This is a genomic window from Novosphingobium sp. ST904 (genome assembly GCF_001298105.1).
In the GTDB taxonomy this organism is placed as follows: domain Bacteria; phylum Pseudomonadota; class Alphaproteobacteria; order Sphingomonadales; family Sphingomonadaceae; genus Novosphingobium.
The window spans coordinates 151,317-171,761 of the sequence record NZ_LGJH01000162.1 but is presented as its reverse complement, the minus strand read 5'-3'; the positions used below and the strand labels follow the sequence as shown (position 1 = coordinate 171,761).

The following is a 20,445-nucleotide window of genomic DNA, read 5'->3' as shown; positions in this document are numbered from 1 at the left end:
AAAAAAACCCATCACAATGACAAAGGGCCCAAAAGCCCTCAAAGAGGGCCCCAGCGGCCCTCTTCGCGTTTGAAAAACGCAAAACCATCGGTGACGCGGGGTGGAGCAGCCCGGTAGCTCGTCAGGCTCATAACCTGAAGGTCGTAGGTTCAAATCCTACCCCCGCAACCAATGATGTACGGCGGCATCGCACACGCGCTACCCACCAGCATAGCGCGCAAACCCTCACAAACTCCGATATGATCAATCTCGAAACGCGTCGCCATGATGCGCTTTGGGAAAGGAAGTCGCTTGGGAGCCGGGATCGAGTTCGAATGCCTCGCTACGGGATTCTATCTCGAAGCCCTCCTCGTTGACGGCGAGGATGTCTGGTTTACCGATGTCGTGGAAGGCGGTGTGCGGAAGGTTGGAGGGGATCGGATCTTGCTGCCTGAGCGCTCCATGGTCGGCGGGCTGTTGTTGAACGAGGATGGCAGCCTGCTGGTGAGTGGTGGCGGGGGTATCCAATGGGTTCACCCTGCAACACATGCCTTCGGTAATCTCGTCGATGGACTGGCCGGTGTGAACGAGATGCGCTCGGATGGGGCTGGCGGCATATATTTCGGCACGATCGATCTTGCCGCGATCCTCGCCGGCAGGCGACCGGCACCTTCATCCATCCAGCACCTTTCGAGCGAGTGCGTGCTCTCTCAAGTACGTGGCGGGCTGGCGTTTGCGAACGGCCTGAGTGTCAGCGCCGATGGCTCTTTTCTCTATTTCAACGAGAGTTTTGCGGCCGTCAGGGCTTTCCCGATCGAAAAGGGCGGGAGCCTGGGCGAACCGATCACGCTTCTGGACATGCCGGATTGCGACGGGATGGCACTGGATGCAGAAGGCAATCTCTGGATCACCGGCTTTGCTTCGGGTGAGCTTCGCTGCCTCCGTCCGGATGGAAGCGAAGTCCGGCGCCTTGCATTGCCAGGAAAGGCCTGTACCAACGTCCGCTTCGGCGGGGCCGATCTGAGCGATCTATATGTAACGATCGTCGACCCCGGCTCAGCACAGGCTCTGGCCGAAGGGCAGCCCTTGAGGGACCGGAACTCTGCAATCTATCGTACACGGAGCCCTGTTCCGGGAGCGCCGCTTGCAACGGCCTGTTTCAGGCTGGGCCGCGAATAGCTGATGCTCGCGCGCCCATAAGAAAAGGCGGCCTTGCGACCGCCTCTTCCCTCCTCTCCAAATCTTTGATGGCCGGTCCGTCTTTGCGCGGTCCCTGGCCGACCTGGAACTTTTGCCTCAGCCGCCCTGGGCGTCGGTTTCGGCGGCAGCCATGCGATCGCCCTGCATGTAGGGGATCGGATTGACCGCTTCGCCGTCAACGCGGACTTCGTAATGCAGGTGCGGGCCGGTAGAGTTGCCGGTGGTGCCGACGAAGCCGATCACGTCGCCCTTGTGGACCATCTGGCCTTCGGCAACGTTGAGGCGCGACATGTGACCGTAACGGGTTTCGAGGTCTCCGCCGTGTTCGAGCGAAACGAACAGGCCGTAACCGCCGAACCAGGCTGCCTTGCCGACGACGCCATCAGCGGTAGCGTAAATGGGAGTGCCGATCGGGGCGCCGAGATCGATGCCCTTGTGGGCGCGGCGGCGCCGAGGATCGGGTGGTTGCGCATGCCGAAGCTGCTGGTCAGCTTGAGGCCTTCAAGCGGAGTACGCGAAGGGATCGAGACTGCGCTGAGCTTGGCCGCGCCAGGAATGGCGGGCTTGGCCTTGGCGGAAGCGAGGCCGGTTTCCTCGAAGTTCTGCCAGGAGCTGAAAAGGTTGCGGAACTGCTCGTCCTCACCGCCGCCGGCCGACTGGTTCGCGGCCTGCGAGGCACGAAGCGGGGCGGAGATATCGGCAGCGGCAGCGCTGCTGTTGGCCATCGCCGGGTGAGCGGCGACTAGGGAACCTGCGACGGCGACGGCACCGGTCACTGCGCGGAACTTGGCGAAGAATTTCGTTACGACCACTCGCAATACCTTGTTATCCGCCGCGTGCTGCGAAGCCACGACGCTTGTTCTAAGCAGGCGAACCGAAGGTACGCCGCGCAAACCCTAAGTTTTGGAGATGGTCGGAACCCCCCGCCGTCTCGCGAATTGGAGTTATGCCGAACGGATTAGATCAGGCAAGTCCGGCATATAGATCCCGCGATAAACCGGCAGCGAGACGCGCCGAGTCGTTGAACGGTGGCTTAACGGCCCCTCCAAAGTGGCGGGAAACCAAGGATTTCCAGAGGCTGTCCCGGTCCTCGTCCAACCGTTTGGCGACCTCGGCGAAATGAATTGCGCCGAACCGGACGTGCCGGATTTCGTCGTCAAGGATTCGCTCGAGGATGCGCGCGCCGCGTTCGTCGCCGTTAGCCCGGACGCGTTCGAGAGTGGCCGGGGTCACATCGAGACCGCGCGCTTCCAGCACCATCGGAACCACTGCGAGGCGGGCAGCCACGTCGTGACGGGTTCCATGCGCTGCTTCCCAGAGGCCATCGTGGGCGGCAGCGCGCCGTAACGGCTGCCGAGTGTTCGCAGATGGCGATCGAGCAGGGCGAAATGCATCGCCTCGTCCGCCGCGACCGACAGGAAATCGCTTACGAACCCCTCGTCCATCTCCCCGCCGAAGCGCCCTGCCATGTCCAGTGCAAGGTCGATCGCGACGAATTCGATATGGGCCAGCGCATGCCACAGGGCGATCCGGCCGCGCTCGGACCCGCCCTTGCCGCGTTTGGGCATGCGGTTCGGGGGCAGCAGTTCGGGCGCATCGGGCCGTCCGGAAAGGTCGGGCATTCCCACGTCGAACGCGAAGGAGAGTTTCCCGAGCCGCCAGTCGCGCGCGACCTTGCGCGTGGCCATGGCCTTGGCCCAGGGATTACATTCGAGCAGCGCTTCGCGGATGGCTGCCGCAACGGAACCGGTCATCAGAGCGCCTTCGCGGCCTCCAGTACCTGCTGTGCGTGATCCTTGACCTTCACCTTGTCCCACACGCGGGCGATCTTGCCGTCGGCGCCGATCAGGTAGGTGGTGCGGACCATGCCCATGTAAGTGCGGCCGTAGTTCTGCTTTTCGGTCCAGATGCCGAGCGCGTCGGAGAGTCCGTTTTCCTCGGCGTCAGTGGCGAGCGGCGCCTTGAGATCGTGCTTGGCAATGAAGTTCTGGTGCCTTTTGGCGGAGTCCTTGCTCACCCCGAGGAGTGCGGTTCCGGCCGCATCGAACTGGTCCTTCAGGGCCGAGAAATCGATGTTTTCCGTGGTGCAGCCGGGGGTGCTGTCCTTGGGATAGAAGAACACGACCAGCTTCCTGCCCGCGAAGTCCGAGACTTTCACGGTGCCGCCTTCCGGCGTTTCGAGCGCGATATCGGGAAAGGTGTCGCCGGTGCCGAAGTTTCCGGGTGCAGGAGTGTTCATGGGGTGGTCTCCAGTGTTTCGTCGAAGGCCTGTTGCCAGGCCGCGGCAACTTGCGCGCGGGCCCGGGCCAGGCTGTTCTCGAGGTCTTGCCAGTCGCCATAGCCACATGCGCGCACCAGCGCCATGCAGGCGGCATCCACAGGTTTCAGTGAATCGGGGGCGAGCAGGCGGGCGGCGACAAGCAGGCGCGTCAGCACGTCATGCGCAGGCTCAAGGCTTGCCGGAAGCAGCCCTTTTGCAGCCAGCAGGCGGACCGCCTCGCCCAGGTCGGCATCGAGACCTTCCCCGCTGCGCAACTGGGTGAAGTGGACAAGGAATTCCAGGTCCACCAGCCCGCCGCGCATCAGCTTGACGTCGAGCGGGCCTTTCGGCGGCTTGTGGCCGGCCATGCGGGTGCGCATTTCCAGTACATCGGTGCGCAGCCGGGCCGGATCGCGGGGAGCGGTGAGCACATCGCGGATGATCGTGCCCAGTTTGCCGCGAGCTTCGCGCGAGCCGCGGAGCGGACGGGCGCGGCAGAGCGCCATGTGTTCCCAGGTCCATGCCTGCTCCTGCTGGTAGCGGGCGAAACTGTCGAGGCTGGCGGCGGGCGGGCCCTGCTCGCCGGAGGGACGCAGCCTTGTGTCCACTTCGTAAAGCGCGCCTTCGGCGGTTTGCACGGAGAGCGCGGCCGTCACCCGCTGGGACAGGCGGTTGTAGTAGAGCGTGGCGCCGAGCGGCCGCCGTCCATCCGATTCCTGCGAGAAATCGCCGGTGAAAAGATAGATTAGATCGAGGTCGGAGGCGTGTGTGAGCACGCCGCCGCCCATTCGGCCAAGGCCCAGTACAACGAGTTCGCTACCGGGCACGCTGCCATGAACGTCCCGGAATTCCGTAACCGCCGCGTCGGTCAGAACCACGAGCGCGGCCTCGGCGATCCGGCCGAGGGCATGGCCGATGTCCAGCGGGTCGTTCACGCCTTCGATCAGTTGCACGCCCAGGGCAAAGCGGCGATCCCCGACCTTGCGGCGGACCGTATTGAGCTTGCGTTCGTAATCGTCGCCGGGTTCGAAGCGAGAGAACTCGGCGATCAGTTCGGGCAGGGTGCCGGGCAGGTCGAAGGCGCTTGCGTCGATCAGGGGGTCAAGCAGGTCAGCACGCCGGGCAAGCGAATCGGCGAGCGGGGGAGCGAGGCTGAGGATTCGCGCCAGCCGCTCGATCAGGGCCGGGCGTGCTTCGAGCAGGCGGAACAGGTTGATCGCCGTGGGCAGGTTGTTGAGGAGCTGTTCCCAGCGCGCCATGGCCCGCTCCGGCTCGGGTGCCGCGGCCAGGGCGGCAAGCAGGTTCGGGCGAATCGCTTCGAAGGCAAGCCGTGCCGCGTCGCTGCGCAGGGCCCGCATCCGGCCCGAAAGCCAGCCTTCGATCCGGACGACCATGGCGTCGGGATCGGCAAACCCCAGATGCATCAGTTCGTCGCGCAGGTCTTCCTGCGGAGGCGTGGCAATCGCGATTGCAGGCCCGCTGGGCATATTGGCCATGACCAGCGCATCGTAACGCTCGCCGACGGCTTCGGTGATTCCGGTCAGCTCGGCAATCAGGGCGGCGCCGTCCGGCAGGCCGTCCAGACGGGCGACTTCGTCCAGCAGTTCGGGCCTGGTCGGCAGGGAATGGGTCTGCTGGTCCTGCATCATCTGCAAGCGGTGCTCGACGGTGCGGAGCCGATCGTAGCTTTCGCCAAGCAGACGCGCATCCTCGGGCGGGACGAGCCCGGCTTCGGCCAGCGCGTCCAGTGTTGCGCGGGTGCCGCGCAGGCGCAGCGCGGGGTTGCGGCCGCCGTGGATGAGCTGGTGAGTCTGGGCGTAGAATTCGACCTCGCGAATGCCGCCGCGCCCTTTCTTGAGATCGAAGCCGGGGCCGACGGTGACACTTCCGCGGGTATTGGCGCGGATCTGTGCGGTTAGGCGGCCGATTTCGGCAATGGCGCCGAAGTCGAGGCTCTTGCGCCAGACAAACGAGCGGATGGCGGCAAGGAATGCCTCGCCCGCCGCAATGTCGCCCGAGCAGGCGCGGGCGCGAATGAAGGCTGCGCGCTCCCAGGCGAGGGCGGAGGATTCGTAGTGAGTGAGGGCGCCATTTATCGAGATCGCCAGCGGGCTGACTTCGGACGCCGGGCGCAATCGCAAGTCGGTTCGGAAGACGTAGCCTTCCTCGGTTACCCCGGCGAGCGTTTCGACCACGGCGCGGGCCACGCGCTGGGCGGCTTCACCGGGCTCGTCGCGGTCACGGCGGGGGAGGAGCTGCGGATCGAACAGCAGGATCGGATCGATGTCAGAGCTGTAGTTGAGTTCGCGGGCACCATGCTTGCCGAGCGCCAGGGCAAGGAAGCCCGCAGGCTCGGCATCGGGCACGCGGCGGCGGATGCCCTCGGCAATGGCGGCGTCGAGCGCGCGGTCGGCCAGGGCGGACAGTTCGCCCGTCACCGTGAGCAGGGGGAAGGCCCCGGCAAGGTCGCCGATCGCGAGGGCAAGAGCCATGGCCTGCTTTTCGCGCCTCAGGGCCGCGCCGACGCTGGGAGCGCCTTCACCGGCGGCACGCGCCCAGTCGAGCGCGGCCTCGCCTTGTCCCGCAGCGAGCAGTTCGGTCAGGGCGGGCAGGCGGCCTAGCGCGCTGGAGAGATAGGGGGCGTGGGCGCGGGCGCGGGCGATCGCGCCGGCCCAGTCTGCTTGCATTTCGGCATCCATCCCGGCTTCCTGCCCGGCACTGTCGCCAAGGGCAAGCATCAGACGATCATTGCAGCATGCTCTTCGGCCCGATGATTGCGGGATTGCCCCAGGGCCGGCGCTCTTCTATCGGCTCGGCCGTTCCCGCGGCACAAGCCTTGCGCCGCGGCTGAAGGAGGTTGCCCCGTGACGTTCGCCCTTCCCCCTGAATGGCATCCGCAGGACTGGATCTGGATCGGATTTCCGCACGATCCCGTCGAATGGCCGGGTTTCCTCGAAGCCGCGCAAGTGCAGATGGCCGAATTCGCCTCTGCCGTCGCCGAATCGGGACAGGAAGTACGCCTTGTCGTGCGTGACGAGGCCAACCGTGCGCGGGCGGCTTCGCTGGTCTCGTCGAAAGTCTCGCTGGAAGTGCGCCGTTATGGCGACGTCTGGCTGCGCGATACCGGGCCGCTGGTCGTGGCCGACGGAAACCGGGCGCTCAAGGCGATGCGCTTCGGCTTCAATGGCTGGGGCGGCAAGTACCTGATGGACGGCGACCAGGAGATCGGCGCCGAACTGGCTCGCGATGCCGGGCTGGAGGTGGAGACGTCGGACTGGATCCTGGAGGGCGGCGCGCTCGACGGTGATGGCACCGGGCTTGTCGCCACGACAGAGCAGTGCCTGCTCAACCCCAATCGCAATCCGCACCTCACCCGTGCCGATCTGGAAATGCGCCTGAAGCGCGATCTGGGCTATGACCGGGTGCTGTGGCTGGGCGATGGTCTGATCAACGACCACACTGACGGCCATGTCGACAATCTCGCCCGCTTCGTGGCGCCGAATGTCCTGGCCCTGCCGCGTGCGACGGGACCGAACGACCCGAATGCCGGGATCTACGCCGATGCCAAGGCCCGCGCCGAGGCAATGGGCGTGACGGTGCGCGAGGTTCCTTCGCCGGGACGCGTCGAAAGTGACGGGCGGATCGAACCGGCCAGCTACATGAACTTCGCGATCACCTCGAAGCTGGTGGTCGTGCCGGTCTATCGTACCGAGCACGACGACGAGGGCGTCGCCGCGATCGCCGCGTTGTTCCCGGACCGCGATACCGTGGGCGTCATGGCGGACGCCGTGCTGGCGGGCGGCGGGTCGTTCCACTGCTCCAGCCAGCAGATGCCTTCCCGCTGACCGGGTGTTCCGTCCGGCTCAGGGCCGGACGGAGTCCCACGTGCCGGTAGAAAGAAGTTACCGGCACGAAAACCACCCGATTTAACCGATTTGCAACGCCTCACGGGCCATGACGGCGTTCATGGCACGTATCGTCGCACTTGCGCTCAGCGCTCATGGTCTTCGGCCCCAGGGCCTGAAGGCTTCGAACCTCACGCAGGCGGGCGCTCTGCGCGGTATTCTTGTGTGCGGATGCGCACTCGCGCTCATTCTCGCCAAGGCTTCGCTCCCCTTCTGACGGGGCGATGCGCCGCCGGGGGTACCGCGCGGCAAAGGATTTCCCTTCCGTTTCAGAACATTTTTCGCGCAGATTTACGGCTCGCCGTTTCTGCTGCACCGCACATCGTGCCTGCTGCGTTGCAGCAAAACATTGTCACGAATGGTCGATGCAATCGAAATCATCCTTCCCCAGTTTACCTCTCGCGGTGACTGGAAAAGGAGATTCACCATGCGCCATATGACTGACGCCGAGCGGGCTCGCCTTCGCCAATCGCTCATCGGGAATTTTCTGCTATTGCTGTTCGGGCTGGGCGTGCTCGGATTTCTCGTGGCGATCGACAGGGCTGACTGGTTCACCCTGAGGCCGGTTTCGGGAACCTCGGTCGCGCTTTCACATGCCTCGGCCCAAGGAGGGGATTCCGCCAAGCGATGATCGTCACACCTTCGCTGCAACCCGTCCAGATATTCCGCGAGATCTGGAAACCGCTGACATTGCTGTTCGTCTGGGACGTCATCGTCACGGTGACCTACTTCGTGTTGCCGTTCCATGCGCCCGAGCTGCCGGTGACACTGTTCGGTTCGGCGCTGGCGCTGTTCCTCGGCTTCCGGAGCAATTCGGCTTACCAGCGATGGTGGGAAGGTCGCGGGTTGTGGGGGCTGATGATCAATGCGAGCCGCAACATCGCGCGCGCCGCGCGCAACTTCATGCCCGATCCGGACGCGGCCGAACTGAAGCGCCGCATCGTCCTGCGCCAGATTGCCTACGTCAACGCGCTGCGCTGCCAGCTTCGCCGCATCAAGCCCGATGCGGAAGTGCTGCGCATGCTTTCGCGCGGGGATGCCGATGCCTCGCTGGAACGGGCCAATACCGCCAACGGCATTCTCGACGAGACTGGCCGCCGAATCGATGAAGCGCGCCAGAAGGGCTGGATCGACACGATCCAGCAGGCGCAGATGGAAGCCGTGCTGGTCGATATCGCCAATGCGCAGGGCGGGATGGAGCGGCTGAAGAACACGCCACTGCCCTATCAGTACCGATTCTTCCCGATCGTCTTCACGCACATGTTCTGCATCCTGCTGCCGATCGGACTGGTCGAGACGCTGGGCGTGGCCACGCCGCTCGGCTCGACGATTGCGGGAATCATGTTCCTTGCGGTGTTGGCCATCGGCGACGACCTGGTTGATCCTTTCGCCAATACCGTGCACGATCTGCCGCTGAACGCCATGTGCCGCACCATCGAGATCGACCTTCTCCAGTCGATCGGCGAGGAAGCGCCGGCGCCGATCACGCCCGACAAGCAGGGTATCCTGTGGTGATGCGTTGACCTTCCGCCATGGAAGCCTAGGAGCATAGCCATGGCCAAAGCAGACCGCCTCGAACGCATGGACAACCGCCGTGCCGATCTCGAAATCGAATATCGCGCCGCGCTCGTCGATGCGCTGCGTGTCACCGCCGCGGGGCAATGGGGGCCTGTTCGACCACAACAAGGACAAGCGGCCGGGCCAAGGCGGCGTCGATGGTCGATGCGCTCAATGAGCTGGCAGACGAGATCGACGATCTTCGCGAACAGCTCGACATGGAATGCTTCGCGCTCCATCAGGAATTCCTCGCCGCGCGCGGCCCGGTCCGGGCAGACGCGGTGGGAGAGCCGAAGCAGGCGCAGGCCTGGCTGGAGCGCCTGAAGCAAAACGGATAACCACGCCGCCCGGGCGGCGTGCGCGCATTCCGGAAGGTCGCGGCGAATATCCGGGAGATTACCCCCGGATATTCCGCAAGGTGATTACGCTCCGGCCGTCTCGAAAGCGTCCATCGTCAGTTCCAGGGACCGGATCTGCGCATCGGGGTCGAAGATCGCGCCGGACACGATCAGTTCGTCGGCGCCGGTGCGCTCGATGAAGGCGTGCATCTCATCCCGAACCCGCGCCGGCGTGCCGATGGCGCTGACCGAGCGGACCTGTTCGAGCATGGCCTTGGCCGGGCCGGGCAGGTCTTCGCGATAGTTGCGGATCGGCGGGGGCAGGCGTCCCGGCGTTCCCGTGCGCAGCGCGACGAAGCTCTGGTCGGTGGAGGAGGCGAGGTAGCGGGCTTCCTCGTCGCTGTCCGCGGCAACCACGTTGATGGCGGCCATGAAGTGAGGCTTGTCCAGCACCTTGCCGGGCTGGAACCGCTCGCGGTAGATGCGCGCCGCCTCGTCGAGCATGGCGGGGGCAAAGTGCGAGGCGAAGGCGTAGGGCAGGCCGAGCATGGCAGCGAGCTGGGCACCGAACAGGCTGGAGCCGAGGAGCCACATCTCAACGTCCGCCCCGTCCGCCTGCGGCGAGGAGACCCCGCCCACCGCCTGTCCGGCGAAACGGGCCTGAAGCTCCACCACGTCCTGGGGAAAGCGTTCCGACGCGCCGTGGATGTCCTTGCGCAGGGCATTGGCAAGGCGGCCGTCCGCACCCGCTGCCCGGCCGAGGCCCAGGTCCACGCGGCCGGGGAACAGCGCCGCCAGCGTGCCGAACTGCTCGGCGATCACATAGGGAGTGTGGTTGGGCAGCATGATGCCGCCCGCACCGATGCGAATCGTCGATGTCGCCGCGCCGATGTGCGCGAGCACGACCGAAGTGGCGCCGCCCGCGATCCCGTCCATCCCGTGGTGTTCCGCCACCCAGTAGCGCGCATAGCCGGCCTTTTCGGCAGCCTGCGCGGTGCGGGCGGAAATGGCGAGCGCTTCGGCGACAGTGCCGCCTTCGCGCACGGAGACGAGATCGAGGACGGAAAGCGGGATCATGGCTTTGATGTTCCTTCTGGCCCCAGCTGGCTGAGGTATTCCTTGGCGGTGGCGGCGTAAGGGCTTTCGGGGCTCATGGTGAGCACCGAGTTCCAGCTACGGCGCGCGGCTTCGTCGCGACCCGCCATGACGGCGACGACACCGGCTTCAAGGCCGATCTCGGGGTCTTGCGGGGCAAGCTGCGCGGCTTTCTCGATCTGGGTCTGGGCTTCGATCAGCTTGTTCTGGCGGCGCGAAAGCGTGGCGGAAAGCCGCCAGGCCTGCGCATTGTCGGGATCCGCGGTGCGCGCGTCGGTGAGGGCGGCAGCGGCTTCGTCGTTCTGGCCGACCGAAACCAGCGCGCGGGCCCGGTCCAGCGCGATCGAACCGCCGAGCGAGCCGTCATTGGCGGTCTTCGCCTCGGCGGCTGCCGGGCCGAGCAGCATGAGCGCTTCTCCAGCCTTGCCGTCCGCCAGCGCGGCATTGCCTGCCATCGCGCCTAGCCGCGCACGGCTGAGATGATCGCCGGGATCGGCGATGTCGCGGGCCTGGGTGAAGGCGGCGCGCGCTTCGTCCCAGCGGTTGAGGTCGGCAAGCGCAACGCCGAGGCAGAGCCCGGCGCGCACGCGTTCGCGGCCTTGGGCGCTGGAAAGCGCCTTGCGGGCGATATCAGCGGATCGTTCGGGATCGGCCTCCACCGCGAGCAGGCAGCCGTTCTCCGCCCGCAGCGGGAGCGGGCCGGAGAACTGGGCGGATTCGGAGCGTCGCTTGCGCTCCTGATCTTCCTTCTTCTCGACGATTTCGCGCGGGAGCGCCGAGGCGTAAGGGCTGGAAATGCCGCCCGCATCGAGAGTGGACTGCATCAGCATGAGGGGAAGAAGGAAGGGCATGGGGGGACGGTCCTTAGATCAGGCCGCCGGATCGCGGGCGAGGATCAGTTCGGCAACCGTGCGCAGCAGCAGGTGGATGTCGGACTCGCGCGAGAGGCGGTGGTCACCGTCCTTGATGAGCGAGACCTGCACATCGGCTGAACGCAGGCGTTCGGACAGGCGCACGGAAATCTCCCACGGCACTTCCTCGTCCCGCTGGCCGTGCAGCAGGCGGACCGGGCCGTCGAAGGCGATTTCCTTTTCCAGCATGAGGTTGGCCTGTCCGTCAGCCCAGAAGCCGGGGTGAGTCGGCGTGGGTTCGGGGCCGTAGGGATTGTCTTCCCAGATCGTTTCGCCATCCGCGAGAACGTTCTTGTCCATCTGGGCGATGCCCCATTCGGTGAAGTCGGGGGCGGCGGCGATGCCGATCAGGCCCCTGACCTTGTCCGGCCCGGATGCGGCCAGCGCCTCGGCGACCATCAGCATGAGCCAGCCGCCCATCGAGGAACCTACCAGCACGACCTGCCCCAGCCCGGCCGCCTCGATCACCGCAAGCACTTCGTCCCGCCAGCGGGTGAGCGTGCCATCGGCAAAATCGCCGGGACTGTCGCCGCAGCCGGAATAATCGAGCAGGAGGCAGGGCCGTCCGCCCGCCCGGGCCGCTTCGAATACTGCCGTGGCCTTGCTGCCGGCCATGTCCGACATGTAGCCGGGCAGGAACACGATCGTGGGTCCGGTGCCGGGAGTGAAGCGGTGGGCGATGCGGCGCCCGTCGGGCAGCTCCAGATAACGCGTGTCGGTCATGGCGGCTCATCTGGGGGGTGAGCGCTTTCAGGACAAGTGCCGATGATTGCAAGAGTTCCGGTTGCCCCGTTCGCGGTTCGCGGCATAAGGCAGTGTCAAAGCGCCTGAAACAGGAAGTCGCCCCCCGAATGTCCGCGCAGATTCTCGACTTCCCCACGCGTCCCAGCCGTCTTGCGATGCGTCTCGAATGGTTCGCCACCGAACGTTCGGTGCTGCTGGCGATCTGGGCGCTCTATTTCGCGCTGCGGGTGGCGGTGCTGCTGATCGACGTGGCGCCCACTTCCGATGCCGCCTGGTACTTTGGCCGCGCGGCCAGCCTCGCCACCGGGCAGGGATATGCGGAAAACGGCATTCCCACGGCGTTCTGGCCTTCGGGCTGGCCGCTCGCGCTTTCCGTGGCGTTCCACCAGTTCGGCATCTCGCAGGTTACGCTGGGTCTGTTCAATCTCGCTTCGGCGATGATGATCGGGGCGGTGACGCTGGCGCTCGGCCGCCACCTGTTCGCCAACGAAGCGGCGGCGCGCGGCGGGCTGCTGCTTCTCGCGGTCTATCCCAATGCGATCGGCTATGTGCCCCTGGCCCTGACCGAGGTGTTCTACACGATGCTGCTGCTTGTCGGTTGCTGGACGGTGATCGTGCGGACCACTCGCTGGCAGTTGGTCGGAGCCGGGCTGGTCTTCGGCTTTGCCACTCTGGTGAAGGCGCAGACGCTGGTGGTGGTTCCGCTGCTGTTCGCGATCGACTGGCTGCGTGCCCGCCATGTCTGGCAGCGGCTTCCCGGCCTTCTGGCAGAGGGGGCGATCGTCGTCGCCGTGGCGGGGCTGGTGGTGTTGCCGTGGTCGCTCCGCAATCGCGCGGAACTGGGCCACTGGGTCGCGGTGTCGACCAATGGCGGCTATACCCTGCTCACCGGGAACCACGATACCGCCACCGGCGACTATTCGCCCGATGCGCCGGTGGTGAAGCGGCTGATGGCGCGCGGCGATCTTGATGAAGTATCCCGCGATGCCGAGGCGGGAAGACTCGGCGCGGCGTGGATCAGGGAGAATCCCGGAAAGTTTCTGGCGCTGGCGCCCCGGAAGCTGATGCGTCTCTGGCTTCCCGATGGCGAGGCGGAATGGGCCTATCAGGGCGGCGCGCCCGGCTATTCCCGGTTCGAGATCGCCTACCGCGCGGTGCGCTACTTCAATCAGGGCTACTACGCCCTGCTCATGCTGGGGTTCGTGCTGGCCTTCGTGGTCATGACGGTGCGGCGCCTGCATGAGCGGATGCGCTGGGCGGGCTGGTGGTTGCTGCCTTACGGTGTCGCGCTCTATCCGACGCTGATCTGCCTGGTGTTCTCGGGCCAGTCACGCTTCCATTACCCGGTCATGCCGTTCGTCTGCATGACCGTGGGCTGGCTGGTGGCGGCGGCGGTGGAGCGGATCGCATGGTCGCGGCGGAAGCCGACGATCCACTAAGCGATCAGAGCAGGGCGGGCGCGATCACCCGCACGATCACCGTGCCTGTCGAGGCTTCCGCGCTTTCCGCCTTGCGGTGGCCCGAAGCGCTGTCGTGAAGCAGCGTGAGGCCGACGGCGAGCGCGAGCGCCAATGCCACACCGGCCCCGATCCTGCCAAACCGCCCCGACATCCTTCACCCCTTCAGGAAAATTTCCTCGATCGTCATAGCAAAAACCTCGGCAATGCGAAATGCCAGAGGCAGCGAGGGGTCGTACTTGCCGGTTTCGATGGCGTTGACGCTCTGCCGGCTGACTTCCAGCCGTTCGGCAAGGTCCTGCTGGCTCCATCCGCGCTCGGCACGCAGCACTTTCAGGCGATTGTTCACGAACGGCCCGTTCCCGAGGTCGCGGTCTTGTCGGTGTCGCCGCCGATCCCGCCGAAAGTGAGGCGGTTGAACAGGGCGCCGACCGCCAGTCCCGCGCACCAGATCGGCATCACGAAGAACACCGGCAGGCGGGGCACTTCGGGTGAATAGAGTTCGAGAATGCCCCACATGCTGGTCGCCGCCAGCGTCATTCCCGTGGCGACCAGGAATTTGCGCACTTCGAGCATGCGCAGATATTCGTCCTCCAGTTCCACCAGCAGGCGGCCCATCGCCCAGAGCCAGCCAATCACGGCCAGTCCGGGAAGGATGGAAATCGCGATGGTCCGCGCATCGGCCGGGGCGTGATCGGGAATCAGCGCACTCGCCAGCGCGATCCCGCCCACATAGGCCGCGGTGATGGGAAGGAAGCGCAACATGTAGCGGCGGTGGGCCTGTTGTGACGAACCCATGTCCGGATTCTCCTCTTGGCAAGAATGGTCAAGGAAGCATTACAACGTGTAAAGTATCATTGTCATTTCGAGCGTCGGAGTCAAGCGTGCTTTACATCGAGGTCGGATCCGAACACGGGGTGACTTTTCCGGGCGGTGTCGCTACATGGGCGCGTGACGCAACTGCGCACCGCCTCGATCACTGGCACGACCACTACTACCACCCGGCGCTCCCGGGGGCGGTTGGTCGCGGCCTGATCGCGCTGCCACCGTCGCCCGGGGTTCGGGCGAGCGGCGTCACTCTCCCGAATTCGCCAAAATAGCGGCGCCAGAGCTTCACCCGCGCGCGCCTCTGTGCCATTGGGCCAGGGAAATTCAGCGCGCCGGAAACGGGAAAGACGAGTTCGATGTCCGAGATGTTCAAGATCAGCCTGCCCGACGGTTCGGTCCGCGAGATGCCGCAGGGCTCCACCCCGGCCGATGTCGCCGCCGCCATCGGTCCCGGCCTCGCCAAGGCCGCGCTTGCCGCGAAGATCGACGGCGAGCTGGTGGACCTGAGCCTGCCCTTCACCGGCGATGCCCAGCTTGCGCTGGTAACCAGCCGCGACGAGGAGGAGGCGCTGGACCTCGCCCGTCACGACTTCGCGCACGTCCTGGCCGAAGCGGTGCAGGCGCTGTTCCCCGGCACGCAGATCACCTTCGGCCCTTCGACGGACGATGGTTTCTACTACGACTTCGCCCCGAACCCGGAGCGCGGGCCGTTCACCGATGACGACCTTCCGGCCATCGAGGCCGAGATGCGCAAGATCATCGCCGCCAACAAGCCGCTGCGCCGCGAGGTCTGGGACCGCGAAACGCTGATCAGCCGCTGGAAGCAGCAGGGTGAGAATTTCAAGGCCGAATGGGCCGCCGAACTTCCGGGCGACGAGCCGCTGACCGTCTACTGGTCCGGCGAGGACTGGCTGGACATGTGCCGCGGCCCGCACCTGCCCTCGACCGGCAAGCTGGATCCGGCGGCCTTCAAGCTGACGCGCGTTTCGGGCGCCTATTGGCGCGGCGACCAGAAGAACGCGATGCTTTCGCGCATCTACGGCACCGGCTGGCTGAACAAGAAGCAGCTTGCCGCGCACCTTACGCGCCTTGAAGAAGCCGCCAAGCGCGACCACCGCAAGCTGGGCAACGAGATGGACCTGTTCCACCTCCAGGCCGAAGCGCACGGTTCGGTGTTCTGGCACCCCAAGGGCTACGTGATCTATCGCGCGCTTGAGGATTACATGCGCCGCGCGATCAGCCAGGCTGATTGCAAGGAAGTGAAGACGCCGCAGGTCATGGACGCGCGGCAGTGGGAAGCCTCGGGCCACTGGGGCAAGTACCGCGAGAACATGTTCGTCATCCCCGACGAAGTGCCCAATACCGAGGATGACGGCCCGATCATCTCGGACGACGCGCAGTGGATGGCCCTGAAGCCCATGAACTGCCCGGCGCACGTCCTGATCTTCAAGCAGGGCATCAAGTCCTACCGCGACCTGCCGCTGCGCATCGTCGAGAACGGCTGCTGCCACCGTAACGAGCCGCACGGCGCGCTGCACGGGTTGATGCGCGTGCGCCAGTTCACGCAGGACGATGGCCACATCTTCTGCCGCGAAGACCAGATCGTCGGCGAAGTGCAGGCCTTCTGCGAGATGGCGGACCGCGTCTACAAGGACTTCGGCTTCACTTACTCGATCAAGCTGGCCCTGCGTCCGGACAACCGCATCGGCACCGAGGAGCAGTGGGACAAGGCCGAGGCCGAACTGCGCGACGCCGTCGTGCGCGCGGGTCTGGCCACCGAGGAATACGGCTGGGAAGAACTGCCCGGCGAAGGCGCGTTTTATGCGCCCAAGCTGGAATGGCACCTGACCGACGCGATCGGCCGCACCTGGCAGGTCGGCACGATCCAGTCCGACCGCATGCTGCCCGAACGCCTTGACGCGCACTACATCGGCGAGGACGGCGAGAAGCACCGCCCGGTCATGCTGCACCGCGCGATCTTCGGTTCGTACGAGCGCTTCATCGGCATCCTGATCGAGCACTTCGCCGGCAAGCTGCCGGTCTGGCTCGCCCCGGTTCAGGCCGTGGTGACCACGATCGTCTCCGACGCGGACAGCTATGCGCAGGAAGTTTCGCAGAAGCTCAGGGCCGCAGGCGTGCGCGTGGAGACCGACGTGCGCAATGAGAAGATCAACTACAAGGTGCGCGACCACTCTCTGAAGAAGGTCCCGCATCTGGTCGTGGTCGGCAAGCGCGAGGCCGAGGAAGGCACCGTCGCCATCCGCACGCTGGGGGCCGAGCACCAGAAGGTCATGACCCTCGACGATGCCATCGCCATGCTCAAGGCCGAGGCCACCGCGCCCGACTTGCGCTGACGATGTGGCGCCGATGATCCGGCCGGGCACTTCCGACGACGCCCCGCGCGCCTTCGCCATCTGGCGCGCGGCGGTGGAGGCCACGCACGGCTTCCTGTCGGCACAGCACAAGGCCGAGATCGCCGTGCAGGTCGAACAGATGCTCCCGGCGGTCCCCTTGTGGATCGCGAGGATGCAGGCGGCACGGCGCAAGGCTTCATGGTCTTCGCAGGCGGATCGATCGAAGCCCTCTTCGTCGATCCGGCGGTCCACGGGCAGGGCTTCGGCTCCGCGCTGGTCGCCCATGCCCTGATGCTGGAGCCGCAGGCCCGCGTCGATGCCAACGAACAGGCCGATAATGCCTTGCCCTTCTACGAATCGCGCGGTTTCCAGCGCACCGGCCGATCCGAGCGCGACGCGGACGGCCGTCCCTATCCCATCCTTCACTTGCGCCATCCCGGAAAGACATCAGCATGATCAAGCGCGAACTCATCGACACCGCGTGGATTCCTGACGGGGAGAAGCTCGAACTCTACAAGCACGATCAGGACTTCATGATCGTGCTTGGGCACAACGAGCTTATGTCCTCGCGCAAGTGGGGCAGCGAGGAAGCGCTCGCCACCATGTCCTGGGATCGCATCAAGGGCATCACCAAGCGCCCGCACATGCTGATCGGCGGCTACGGCATGGGCTTCACCTTGCGCGCGGCGCTCCGCACCCTGCCCGAGGATTCGAAGCTGACCGTGGTCGAACTGGTGCCCGAGATCATCGAATGGGCGCGTGGGCCGATGGCCGAACTGGCGCAGGGCTGTCTGGACAATCCCCGCGTCAACCTGGTGATGGGCGATGTCGCCCATGTCATCGACGCGGCACGGGCGGACTACGATGCGATCCTGCTCGATGTCGACAACGGCCCCGATGGGCTGGTGCGCGAGGACAACAACCAGATCTATTCGAAGACCGGGCTGCGGGCGGCGCGCAATGCGCTGACGCCCGACGGCGTGCTGGCGATCTGGTCCGCCGGGCCGGATCCCGCCTTCACGCGCCGGCTGGAACGCGCCGGCTTCAAGGTGGAAGAACTGAAGGTGCCCGCGCGCAGCAACGGCAAGGGGCCGAAGCACGTGATCTGGTTTGCCACGCCGGAATGAAACCAGCGGGCGGGAGAATGCTCCGCCCGCCCACATATCCGGCCCGATGCCGGGGCGGGGAGGGCGCTTCCCCCGAGACGCTGCCCGTCGATAACTCCCCGGACGATATCTTGCCGGTTCGAATTGCCGGCGCGGCGCCCAATTCCCGCGCGAGGCATTCGAGAGCGCTTCGGGGCAGGGATCGGACGGCGCGGATCGGCGGAAGACCTGCCGCCGTCCGATACGTTCGCGGCGTATCATCCGCAAACGCGAGATGCCGGGACGGGAAATTCAATTTCGCCAAGGGGCATTGACCGCACGGCAAAATTGCCCGAACCCCACCGCCCATGAGCAAGGCAGACGTTGTTATCGTGGGAGCCGGGCACGGCGGTGCGCAATGCGCTATCGCCCTTCGCCAGAACGGTTTCGAGGGGACCATCACCGTCATCGGCCGCGAGCCGGAGCATCCTTACGAGCGTCCGCCGCTCTCCAAGGAGTACTTCGCGCGCGAGAAGACGTTCGACCGGCTGTACATCCGCCCGCCGACCTTCTGGGCCGAAAAGGAAATCACCTTCAAGCTCGGCACCGAAGTGACCAAGGTCGATGCCGCGGCGCGGGAACTCACGCTGTCGAACGGCGAGACTTACGGATATGGCAAGCTGGTCTGGGCCACGGGCGGCGATCCGCGCCGGCTTTCGTGCTCGGGCGCGGACCTCGCCGGCGTCCATGCGGTGCGCACCCGCGAGGACTGCGATACGCTGATGGCCGAAGTCGATGCGGGCACGAAGAACGTGGTCGTGATCGGCGGGGGCTATATCGGGCTTGAAGCGGCGGCCGTGCTCTCGAAGATGGGCCTTTCGGTCACGCTGCTGGAAGCGCTGCCGCGCGTCCTCGCCCGCGTTGCCGGAGAGCCGCTCTCGGAATTCTACCAGAAGGAACACCGCGACCACGGCGTGGACCTGCGCACCGGTGTCGCCGTCGAATGCCTCGTGGGGGATGGCCACAAGGTCACCGGCGTGCAGCTTGCCGATGGCGCGGTGCTTCCCGCCGAGGCGGTGATCGTGGGCATCGGCATCGTTCCGGCGGTCGGTCCGCTGATCCTGGCGGGCGCAGCGGGCGCCAATGGCGTCGATGTGGACGAATACTGCCGCACGTCGCTGCCCGATATCTATGCCATCGGCGATTGTGCCGCTTTCGCCTGCGACTTTGCGGGCGGCGCGGTGATGCGGGTGGAATCGGTGCAGAATGCCAATGACATGGCGACCTGCGTGGCCAAGGCGATCTGCGGCGACGAGAAGCCGTACAAGGCCTTCCCGTGGTTCTGGTCCAACCAGTACGACCTGCGCCTGCAGACGGCCGGCATCAACCTCGGCTTCGACCAGACGGTGATTCGCGGCAATCCCGAGGATCGCAGCTTCTCGGTAGTCTACCTCAAGGAAGGCAAGGTTCTCGCGCTAGACTGCGTGAACATGGTCAAGGACTACGTCCAGGGGCGCAAATTGGTGGAAGCCGGTGCGAAGCCCGATCTCGCGGCGCTGGCCGACAAGGAAAAGCCGCTCAAGGAACTGCTCTGATTTCGGGAACCTCCCCGCCGCCGGCCGGTGGGGAGTTCCCAATCGCCGTGCCGCCCAGTGCGCGGCTTCGGACACGGCCGGATCGGGGTCGCCCAGCAGAGGCGCCACTTGCGCCATCAGGGCCGGGTTGCCGCTGTTCCCCGCCGCGTAGAGGCAGTTGCGCACGAAGCGGTCGCGGCCGATGCGCTTGATCGGAGAGCCCGAGAACAGCTTGCGGAAGCCCGCATCGTCCAGCGTCAGCAGGTCCGCCAGCGCCGGTGCGGTGAGCTCGGCGCGGGGCAGGAACGCCTTGAGACGGCTGGCCGTCTCGGCGAACTTGTTCCACGGACAGACGGCCAGACAATCGTCGCAGCCGTAGATGCGGTTGCCCAGCGCCTCGCGGAACTCCTCCGGGATCGGCCCCTTGTGCTCGATGGTGAGGTAGCTGACACAGCGGCGGGCATCGAGGCGATAGGGTGAAGGGAACGCAGCGGTCGGGCAGGCATCCTGACAGGCGCTGCACGATCCGCAGCGATCGGGGCCGGGTGCGGAAAGCGGCAGGTCCAGCGTCGTGTAGATTTCGCCGAGGAACAGCCAGGATCCGTGATCGCGGCTGACCATGTTGGTGTGCTTGCCCTGCCAGCCCAGCCCGGCGGCGGCGGCCAGCGGCTTTTCCATGACCGGGGCGGTATCGGTGAAGACTTTCACGCCGGCCGGCCCCAGCCCGCGCTTGTCGGCCTCGAAGACCAGCCACCGGGCAAGGTTCTTGAGCGCCTTCTTCACCCAGTCGTGATAATCGGCGCCCTGGGCATAGACCGAGATACGGCCCACCTCCGGCGTTTCGGCAAGCAGCAGCGGATCGGCGGCGGGGGCATAGCTCATGCCCAGCGCGATCACGCGCCGGGCCTCGGGCCAGAGTCCTTGCGGCGAGCGGCGATGATGCGCGCGATCCGCCATCCACTCCATCGAACCATGCATGCCTTCGGCCAGCCACGAATCGAGCCGCGCAGCCCGATCCGCATCCTCTTCCGCCGGCGCGATGCCGAAAGCGCAGAACCCCAGCTCCCGGGCTTGCGCCTCGAGATCGCGGGTCAGGACATTCAGAGCATCGTTAACCAAGCTTGCGGACTCTCCGGTTCATAGACACGGTCAGGAAGG

At 65.8% G+C, this 20,445-nt stretch carries 19 protein-coding genes, 1 tRNA gene and 3 pseudogenes; 12 read left to right on the top strand and 11 right to left on the bottom strand.

Annotation, left to right across the window (positions count from 1 at the left end; genetic code table 11):
- Nucleotides 1-94: 94 nt before the first annotated feature.
- Both ADT71_RS24650 and ADT71_RS24645 read left to right on the top strand, forming a co-directional pair.
- Nucleotides 95-171: transfer RNA gene (locus ADT71_RS24650), tRNA-Met, on the top strand.
- A 120-nt stretch (nt 172-291) separates the two neighbouring features.
- A complete protein-coding gene (locus tag ADT71_RS24645) occupies nt 292-1,158 on the top strand; it encodes an SMP-30/gluconolactonase/LRE family protein (protein WP_054441154.1) in 867 nt (288 codons plus the stop codon).
- A 117-nt stretch (nt 1,159-1,275) separates the two neighbouring features.
- Here the strand turns inward: ADT71_RS24645 and ADT71_RS24640 are convergent.
- The 4 genes and pseudogenes from ADT71_RS24640 to ADT71_RS24625 all read right to left on the bottom strand — a co-directional run bounded on the left by ADT71_RS24640 (nt 1,276) and on the right by ADT71_RS24625 (nt 6,126).
- A pseudogene (locus ADT71_RS24640) lies at nt 1,276-1,904 on the bottom strand (M23 family metallopeptidase).
- A gap of 238 nt (nt 1,905-2,142) precedes the next feature.
- A pseudogene (locus tag ADT71_RS24635) lies at nt 2,143-2,933 on the bottom strand (ferritin-like domain-containing protein).
- Entirely contained in the window at nt 2,933-3,418 is a 486-nt protein-coding gene (locus tag ADT71_RS24630; RefSeq protein ID WP_054441153.1) for a peroxiredoxin, read from the bottom strand. The pseudogene ADT71_RS24635 and the gene ADT71_RS24630 overlap by 1 nt, the downstream one beginning before the upstream one ends.
- Nucleotides 3,415-6,126 carry a bifunctional [glutamine synthetase] adenylyltransferase/[glutamine synthetase]-adenylyl-L-tyrosine phosphorylase gene (locus tag ADT71_RS24625; protein WP_054441165.1) on the bottom strand — a complete coding sequence of 904 codons (2,712 nt, stop codon included), beginning with the start codon at nt 6,124-6,126 and terminating at the stop codon, nt 3,415-3,417. Before ADT71_RS24625 ends, ADT71_RS24630 begins: the two co-directional genes overlap by 4 nt.
- A gap of 177 nt (nt 6,127-6,303) precedes the next feature.
- Here ADT71_RS24625 and ADT71_RS24620 point away from each other — a divergent pair, with 177 nt between their 5' ends.
- The 5 genes and pseudogenes from ADT71_RS24620 (at nt 6,304) to ADT71_RS24605 (ending at nt 9,239) form a co-directional block, all read left to right on the top strand.
- The gene (locus ADT71_RS24620; protein ID WP_054441152.1) at nt 6,304-7,284 is read left to right on the top strand and encodes an agmatine deiminase family protein; all 981 of its coding nucleotides are present in this window, start codon (nt 6,304-6,306) and stop codon (nt 7,282-7,284) included.
- A gap of 121 nt (nt 7,285-7,405) precedes the next feature.
- Entirely contained in the window at nt 7,406-7,561 is a 156-nt protein-coding gene (locus tag ADT71_RS31690; protein WP_156336816.1) for a hypothetical protein, read from the top strand.
- A 141-nt stretch (nt 7,562-7,702) separates the two neighbouring features.
- The gene (locus tag ADT71_RS24615) at nt 7,703-7,975 is read left to right on the top strand and encodes a hypothetical protein (RefSeq protein ID WP_231636166.1); all 273 of its coding nucleotides are present in this window, start codon (nt 7,703-7,705) and stop codon (nt 7,973-7,975) included.
- Nucleotides 7,972-8,859 (top strand): bestrophin family protein, encoded by an 888-nt coding sequence (locus tag ADT71_RS24610; protein ID WP_054441151.1) that lies wholly within the window; start codon nt 7,972-7,974, stop codon nt 8,857-8,859. Before ADT71_RS24615 ends, ADT71_RS24610 begins: the two co-directional genes overlap by 4 nt.
- A gap of 39 nt (nt 8,860-8,898) precedes the next feature.
- A pseudogene (locus tag ADT71_RS24605) lies at nt 8,899-9,239 on the top strand (hypothetical protein).
- Nucleotides 9,240-9,323: 84 nt separating this feature from the next.
- Here ADT71_RS24605 and ADT71_RS24600 read toward each other — a convergent pair.
- The 3 genes from ADT71_RS24600 to ADT71_RS24590 are packed head-to-tail and all read right to left on the bottom strand — an operon-like array spanning nt 9,324 to nt 11,968.
- On the bottom strand, nt 9,324-10,316 hold the full coding sequence (locus tag ADT71_RS24600; RefSeq protein ID WP_054441149.1) for an LLM class flavin-dependent oxidoreductase: 993 nt from the start codon (nt 10,314-10,316) through the stop codon (nt 9,324-9,326).
- Nucleotides 10,313-11,185: a tetratricopeptide repeat protein gene (locus ADT71_RS24595; protein ID WP_054441148.1), complete on the bottom strand. Its 873-nt coding sequence runs from the start codon at nt 11,183-11,185 to the stop codon at nt 10,313-10,315. Before ADT71_RS24595 ends, ADT71_RS24600 begins: the two co-directional genes overlap by 4 nt.
- 18 nt (nt 11,186-11,203) lie before the next feature.
- Nucleotides 11,204-11,968, bottom strand: a complete 765-nt coding sequence (locus tag ADT71_RS24590; protein WP_054441147.1) for an alpha/beta fold hydrolase — start codon at nt 11,966-11,968, stop codon at nt 11,204-11,206.
- A 128-nt stretch (nt 11,969-12,096) separates the two neighbouring features.
- On the opposite strand from ADT71_RS24590, the gene ADT71_RS24585 reads away from it, so the two are divergent.
- The gene (locus ADT71_RS24585) at nt 12,097-13,428 is read left to right on the top strand and encodes a glycosyl transferase (RefSeq protein WP_054441146.1); all 1,332 of its coding nucleotides are present in this window, start codon (nt 12,097-12,099) and stop codon (nt 13,426-13,428) included.
- Nucleotides 13,429-13,432: 4 nt separating this feature from the next.
- Here the strand turns inward: ADT71_RS24585 and ADT71_RS31685 are convergent, their stop codons facing one another.
- Genes ADT71_RS31685 through ADT71_RS24575 form a run of 3 tightly spaced genes read right to left on the bottom strand, consistent with a single transcriptional unit; the run spans nt 13,433 to nt 14,244 of the window.
- Entirely contained in the window at nt 13,433-13,600 is a 168-nt protein-coding gene (locus ADT71_RS31685) for a hypothetical protein (protein WP_156336813.1), read from the bottom strand.
- A 3-nt stretch (nt 13,601-13,603) separates the two neighbouring features.
- Nucleotides 13,604-13,795 carry a helix-turn-helix transcriptional regulator gene (locus tag ADT71_RS24580; protein WP_054441145.1) on the bottom strand — a complete coding sequence of 64 codons (192 nt, stop codon included), beginning with the start codon at nt 13,793-13,795 and terminating at the stop codon, nt 13,604-13,606.
- Entirely contained in the window at nt 13,792-14,244 is a 453-nt protein-coding gene (locus ADT71_RS24575) for a hypothetical protein (protein WP_054441144.1), read from the bottom strand. The genes ADT71_RS24580 and ADT71_RS24575 overlap by 4 nt, the downstream gene beginning before the upstream one ends.
- A gap of 386 nt (nt 14,245-14,630) precedes the next feature.
- On the opposite strand from ADT71_RS24575, the gene thrS reads away from it, so the two are divergent.
- The 4 genes from thrS to ADT71_RS24555 all read left to right on the top strand — a co-directional run bounded on the left by thrS (nt 14,631) and on the right by ADT71_RS24555 (nt 19,308).
- Complete coding sequence (gene thrS / locus ADT71_RS24570) at nt 14,631-16,628, top strand: threonine--tRNA ligase (protein WP_054441143.1); 1,998 nt, start codon at nt 14,631-14,633, stop codon at nt 16,626-16,628.
- Between the two features lie 159 nt (nt 16,629-16,787).
- Nucleotides 16,788-17,084, top strand: a complete 297-nt coding sequence (locus ADT71_RS24565; RefSeq protein ID WP_231636165.1) for a GNAT family N-acetyltransferase — start codon at nt 16,788-16,790, stop codon at nt 17,082-17,084.
- On the top strand, nt 17,081-17,755 hold the full coding sequence (locus ADT71_RS24560) for a spermidine synthase (RefSeq protein WP_054441142.1): 675 nt from the start codon (nt 17,081-17,083) through the stop codon (nt 17,753-17,755). Before ADT71_RS24565 ends, ADT71_RS24560 begins: the two co-directional genes overlap by 4 nt.
- A 326-nt stretch (nt 17,756-18,081) precedes the next feature.
- Entirely contained in the window at nt 18,082-19,308 is a 1,227-nt protein-coding gene (locus ADT71_RS24555; RefSeq protein ID WP_054441140.1) for an NAD(P)/FAD-dependent oxidoreductase, read from the top strand.
- On the opposite strand, the gene queG is transcribed toward ADT71_RS24555, so the two are convergent.
- Nucleotides 19,189-20,406 (bottom strand): tRNA epoxyqueuosine(34) reductase QueG, encoded by a 1,218-nt coding sequence (gene queG / locus ADT71_RS30710; protein WP_156336808.1) that lies wholly within the window; start codon nt 20,404-20,406, stop codon nt 19,189-19,191. The two genes, ADT71_RS24555 and queG, sit on opposite strands and share 120 nt — an antisense overlap.
- Nucleotides 20,407-20,445: the final 39 nt, after the last annotated feature.

Coding starts and splice junctions, on each gene's coding strand:
- ADT71_RS24630 (WP_054441153.1), bottom strand. CDS start 3,418: ATGAACACTCCTGCACCCGGAAACTTCGGCACCGGCGACACCTTTCCC.
- ADT71_RS24625 (WP_054441165.1), bottom strand. CDS start 6,126: ATGCAAGCAGACTGGGCCGGCGCGATCGCCCGCGCCCGCGCCCACGCC.
- ADT71_RS31690 (WP_156336816.1), top strand. CDS start 7,406: ATGGCACGTATCGTCGCACTTGCGCTCAGCGCTCATGGTCTTCGGCCC.
- ADT71_RS24615 (WP_231636166.1), top strand. CDS start 7,703: ATGGTCGATGCAATCGAAATCATCCTTCCCCAGTTTACCTCTCGCGGT.
- ADT71_RS24610 (WP_054441151.1), top strand. CDS start 7,972: ATGATCGTCACACCTTCGCTGCAACCCGTCCAGATATTCCGCGAGATC.
- ADT71_RS24600 (WP_054441149.1), bottom strand. CDS start 10,316: ATGATCCCGCTTTCCGTCCTCGATCTCGTCTCCGTGCGCGAAGGCGGC.
- ADT71_RS24595 (WP_054441148.1), bottom strand. CDS start 11,185: ATGCCCTTCCTTCTTCCCCTCATGCTGATGCAGTCCACTCTCGATGCG.
- ADT71_RS24590 (WP_054441147.1), bottom strand. CDS start 11,968: ATGACCGACACGCGTTATCTGGAGCTGCCCGACGGGCGCCGCATCGCC.
- ADT71_RS24585 (WP_054441146.1), top strand. CDS start 12,097: ATGTCCGCGCAGATTCTCGACTTCCCCACGCGTCCCAGCCGTCTTGCG.
- ADT71_RS31685 (WP_156336813.1), bottom strand. CDS start 13,600: ATGTCGGGGCGGTTTGGCAGGATCGGGGCCGGTGTGGCATTGGCGCTC.
- ADT71_RS24575 (WP_054441144.1), bottom strand. CDS start 14,244: ATGGGTTCGTCACAACAGGCCCACCGCCGCTACATGTTGCGCTTCCTT.
- thrS (WP_054441143.1), top strand. CDS start 14,631: ATGTCCGAGATGTTCAAGATCAGCCTGCCCGACGGTTCGGTCCGCGAG.
- ADT71_RS24560 (WP_054441142.1), top strand. CDS start 17,081: ATGATCAAGCGCGAACTCATCGACACCGCGTGGATTCCTGACGGGGAG.
- ADT71_RS24555 (WP_054441140.1), top strand. CDS start 18,082: ATGAGCAAGGCAGACGTTGTTATCGTGGGAGCCGGGCACGGCGGTGCG.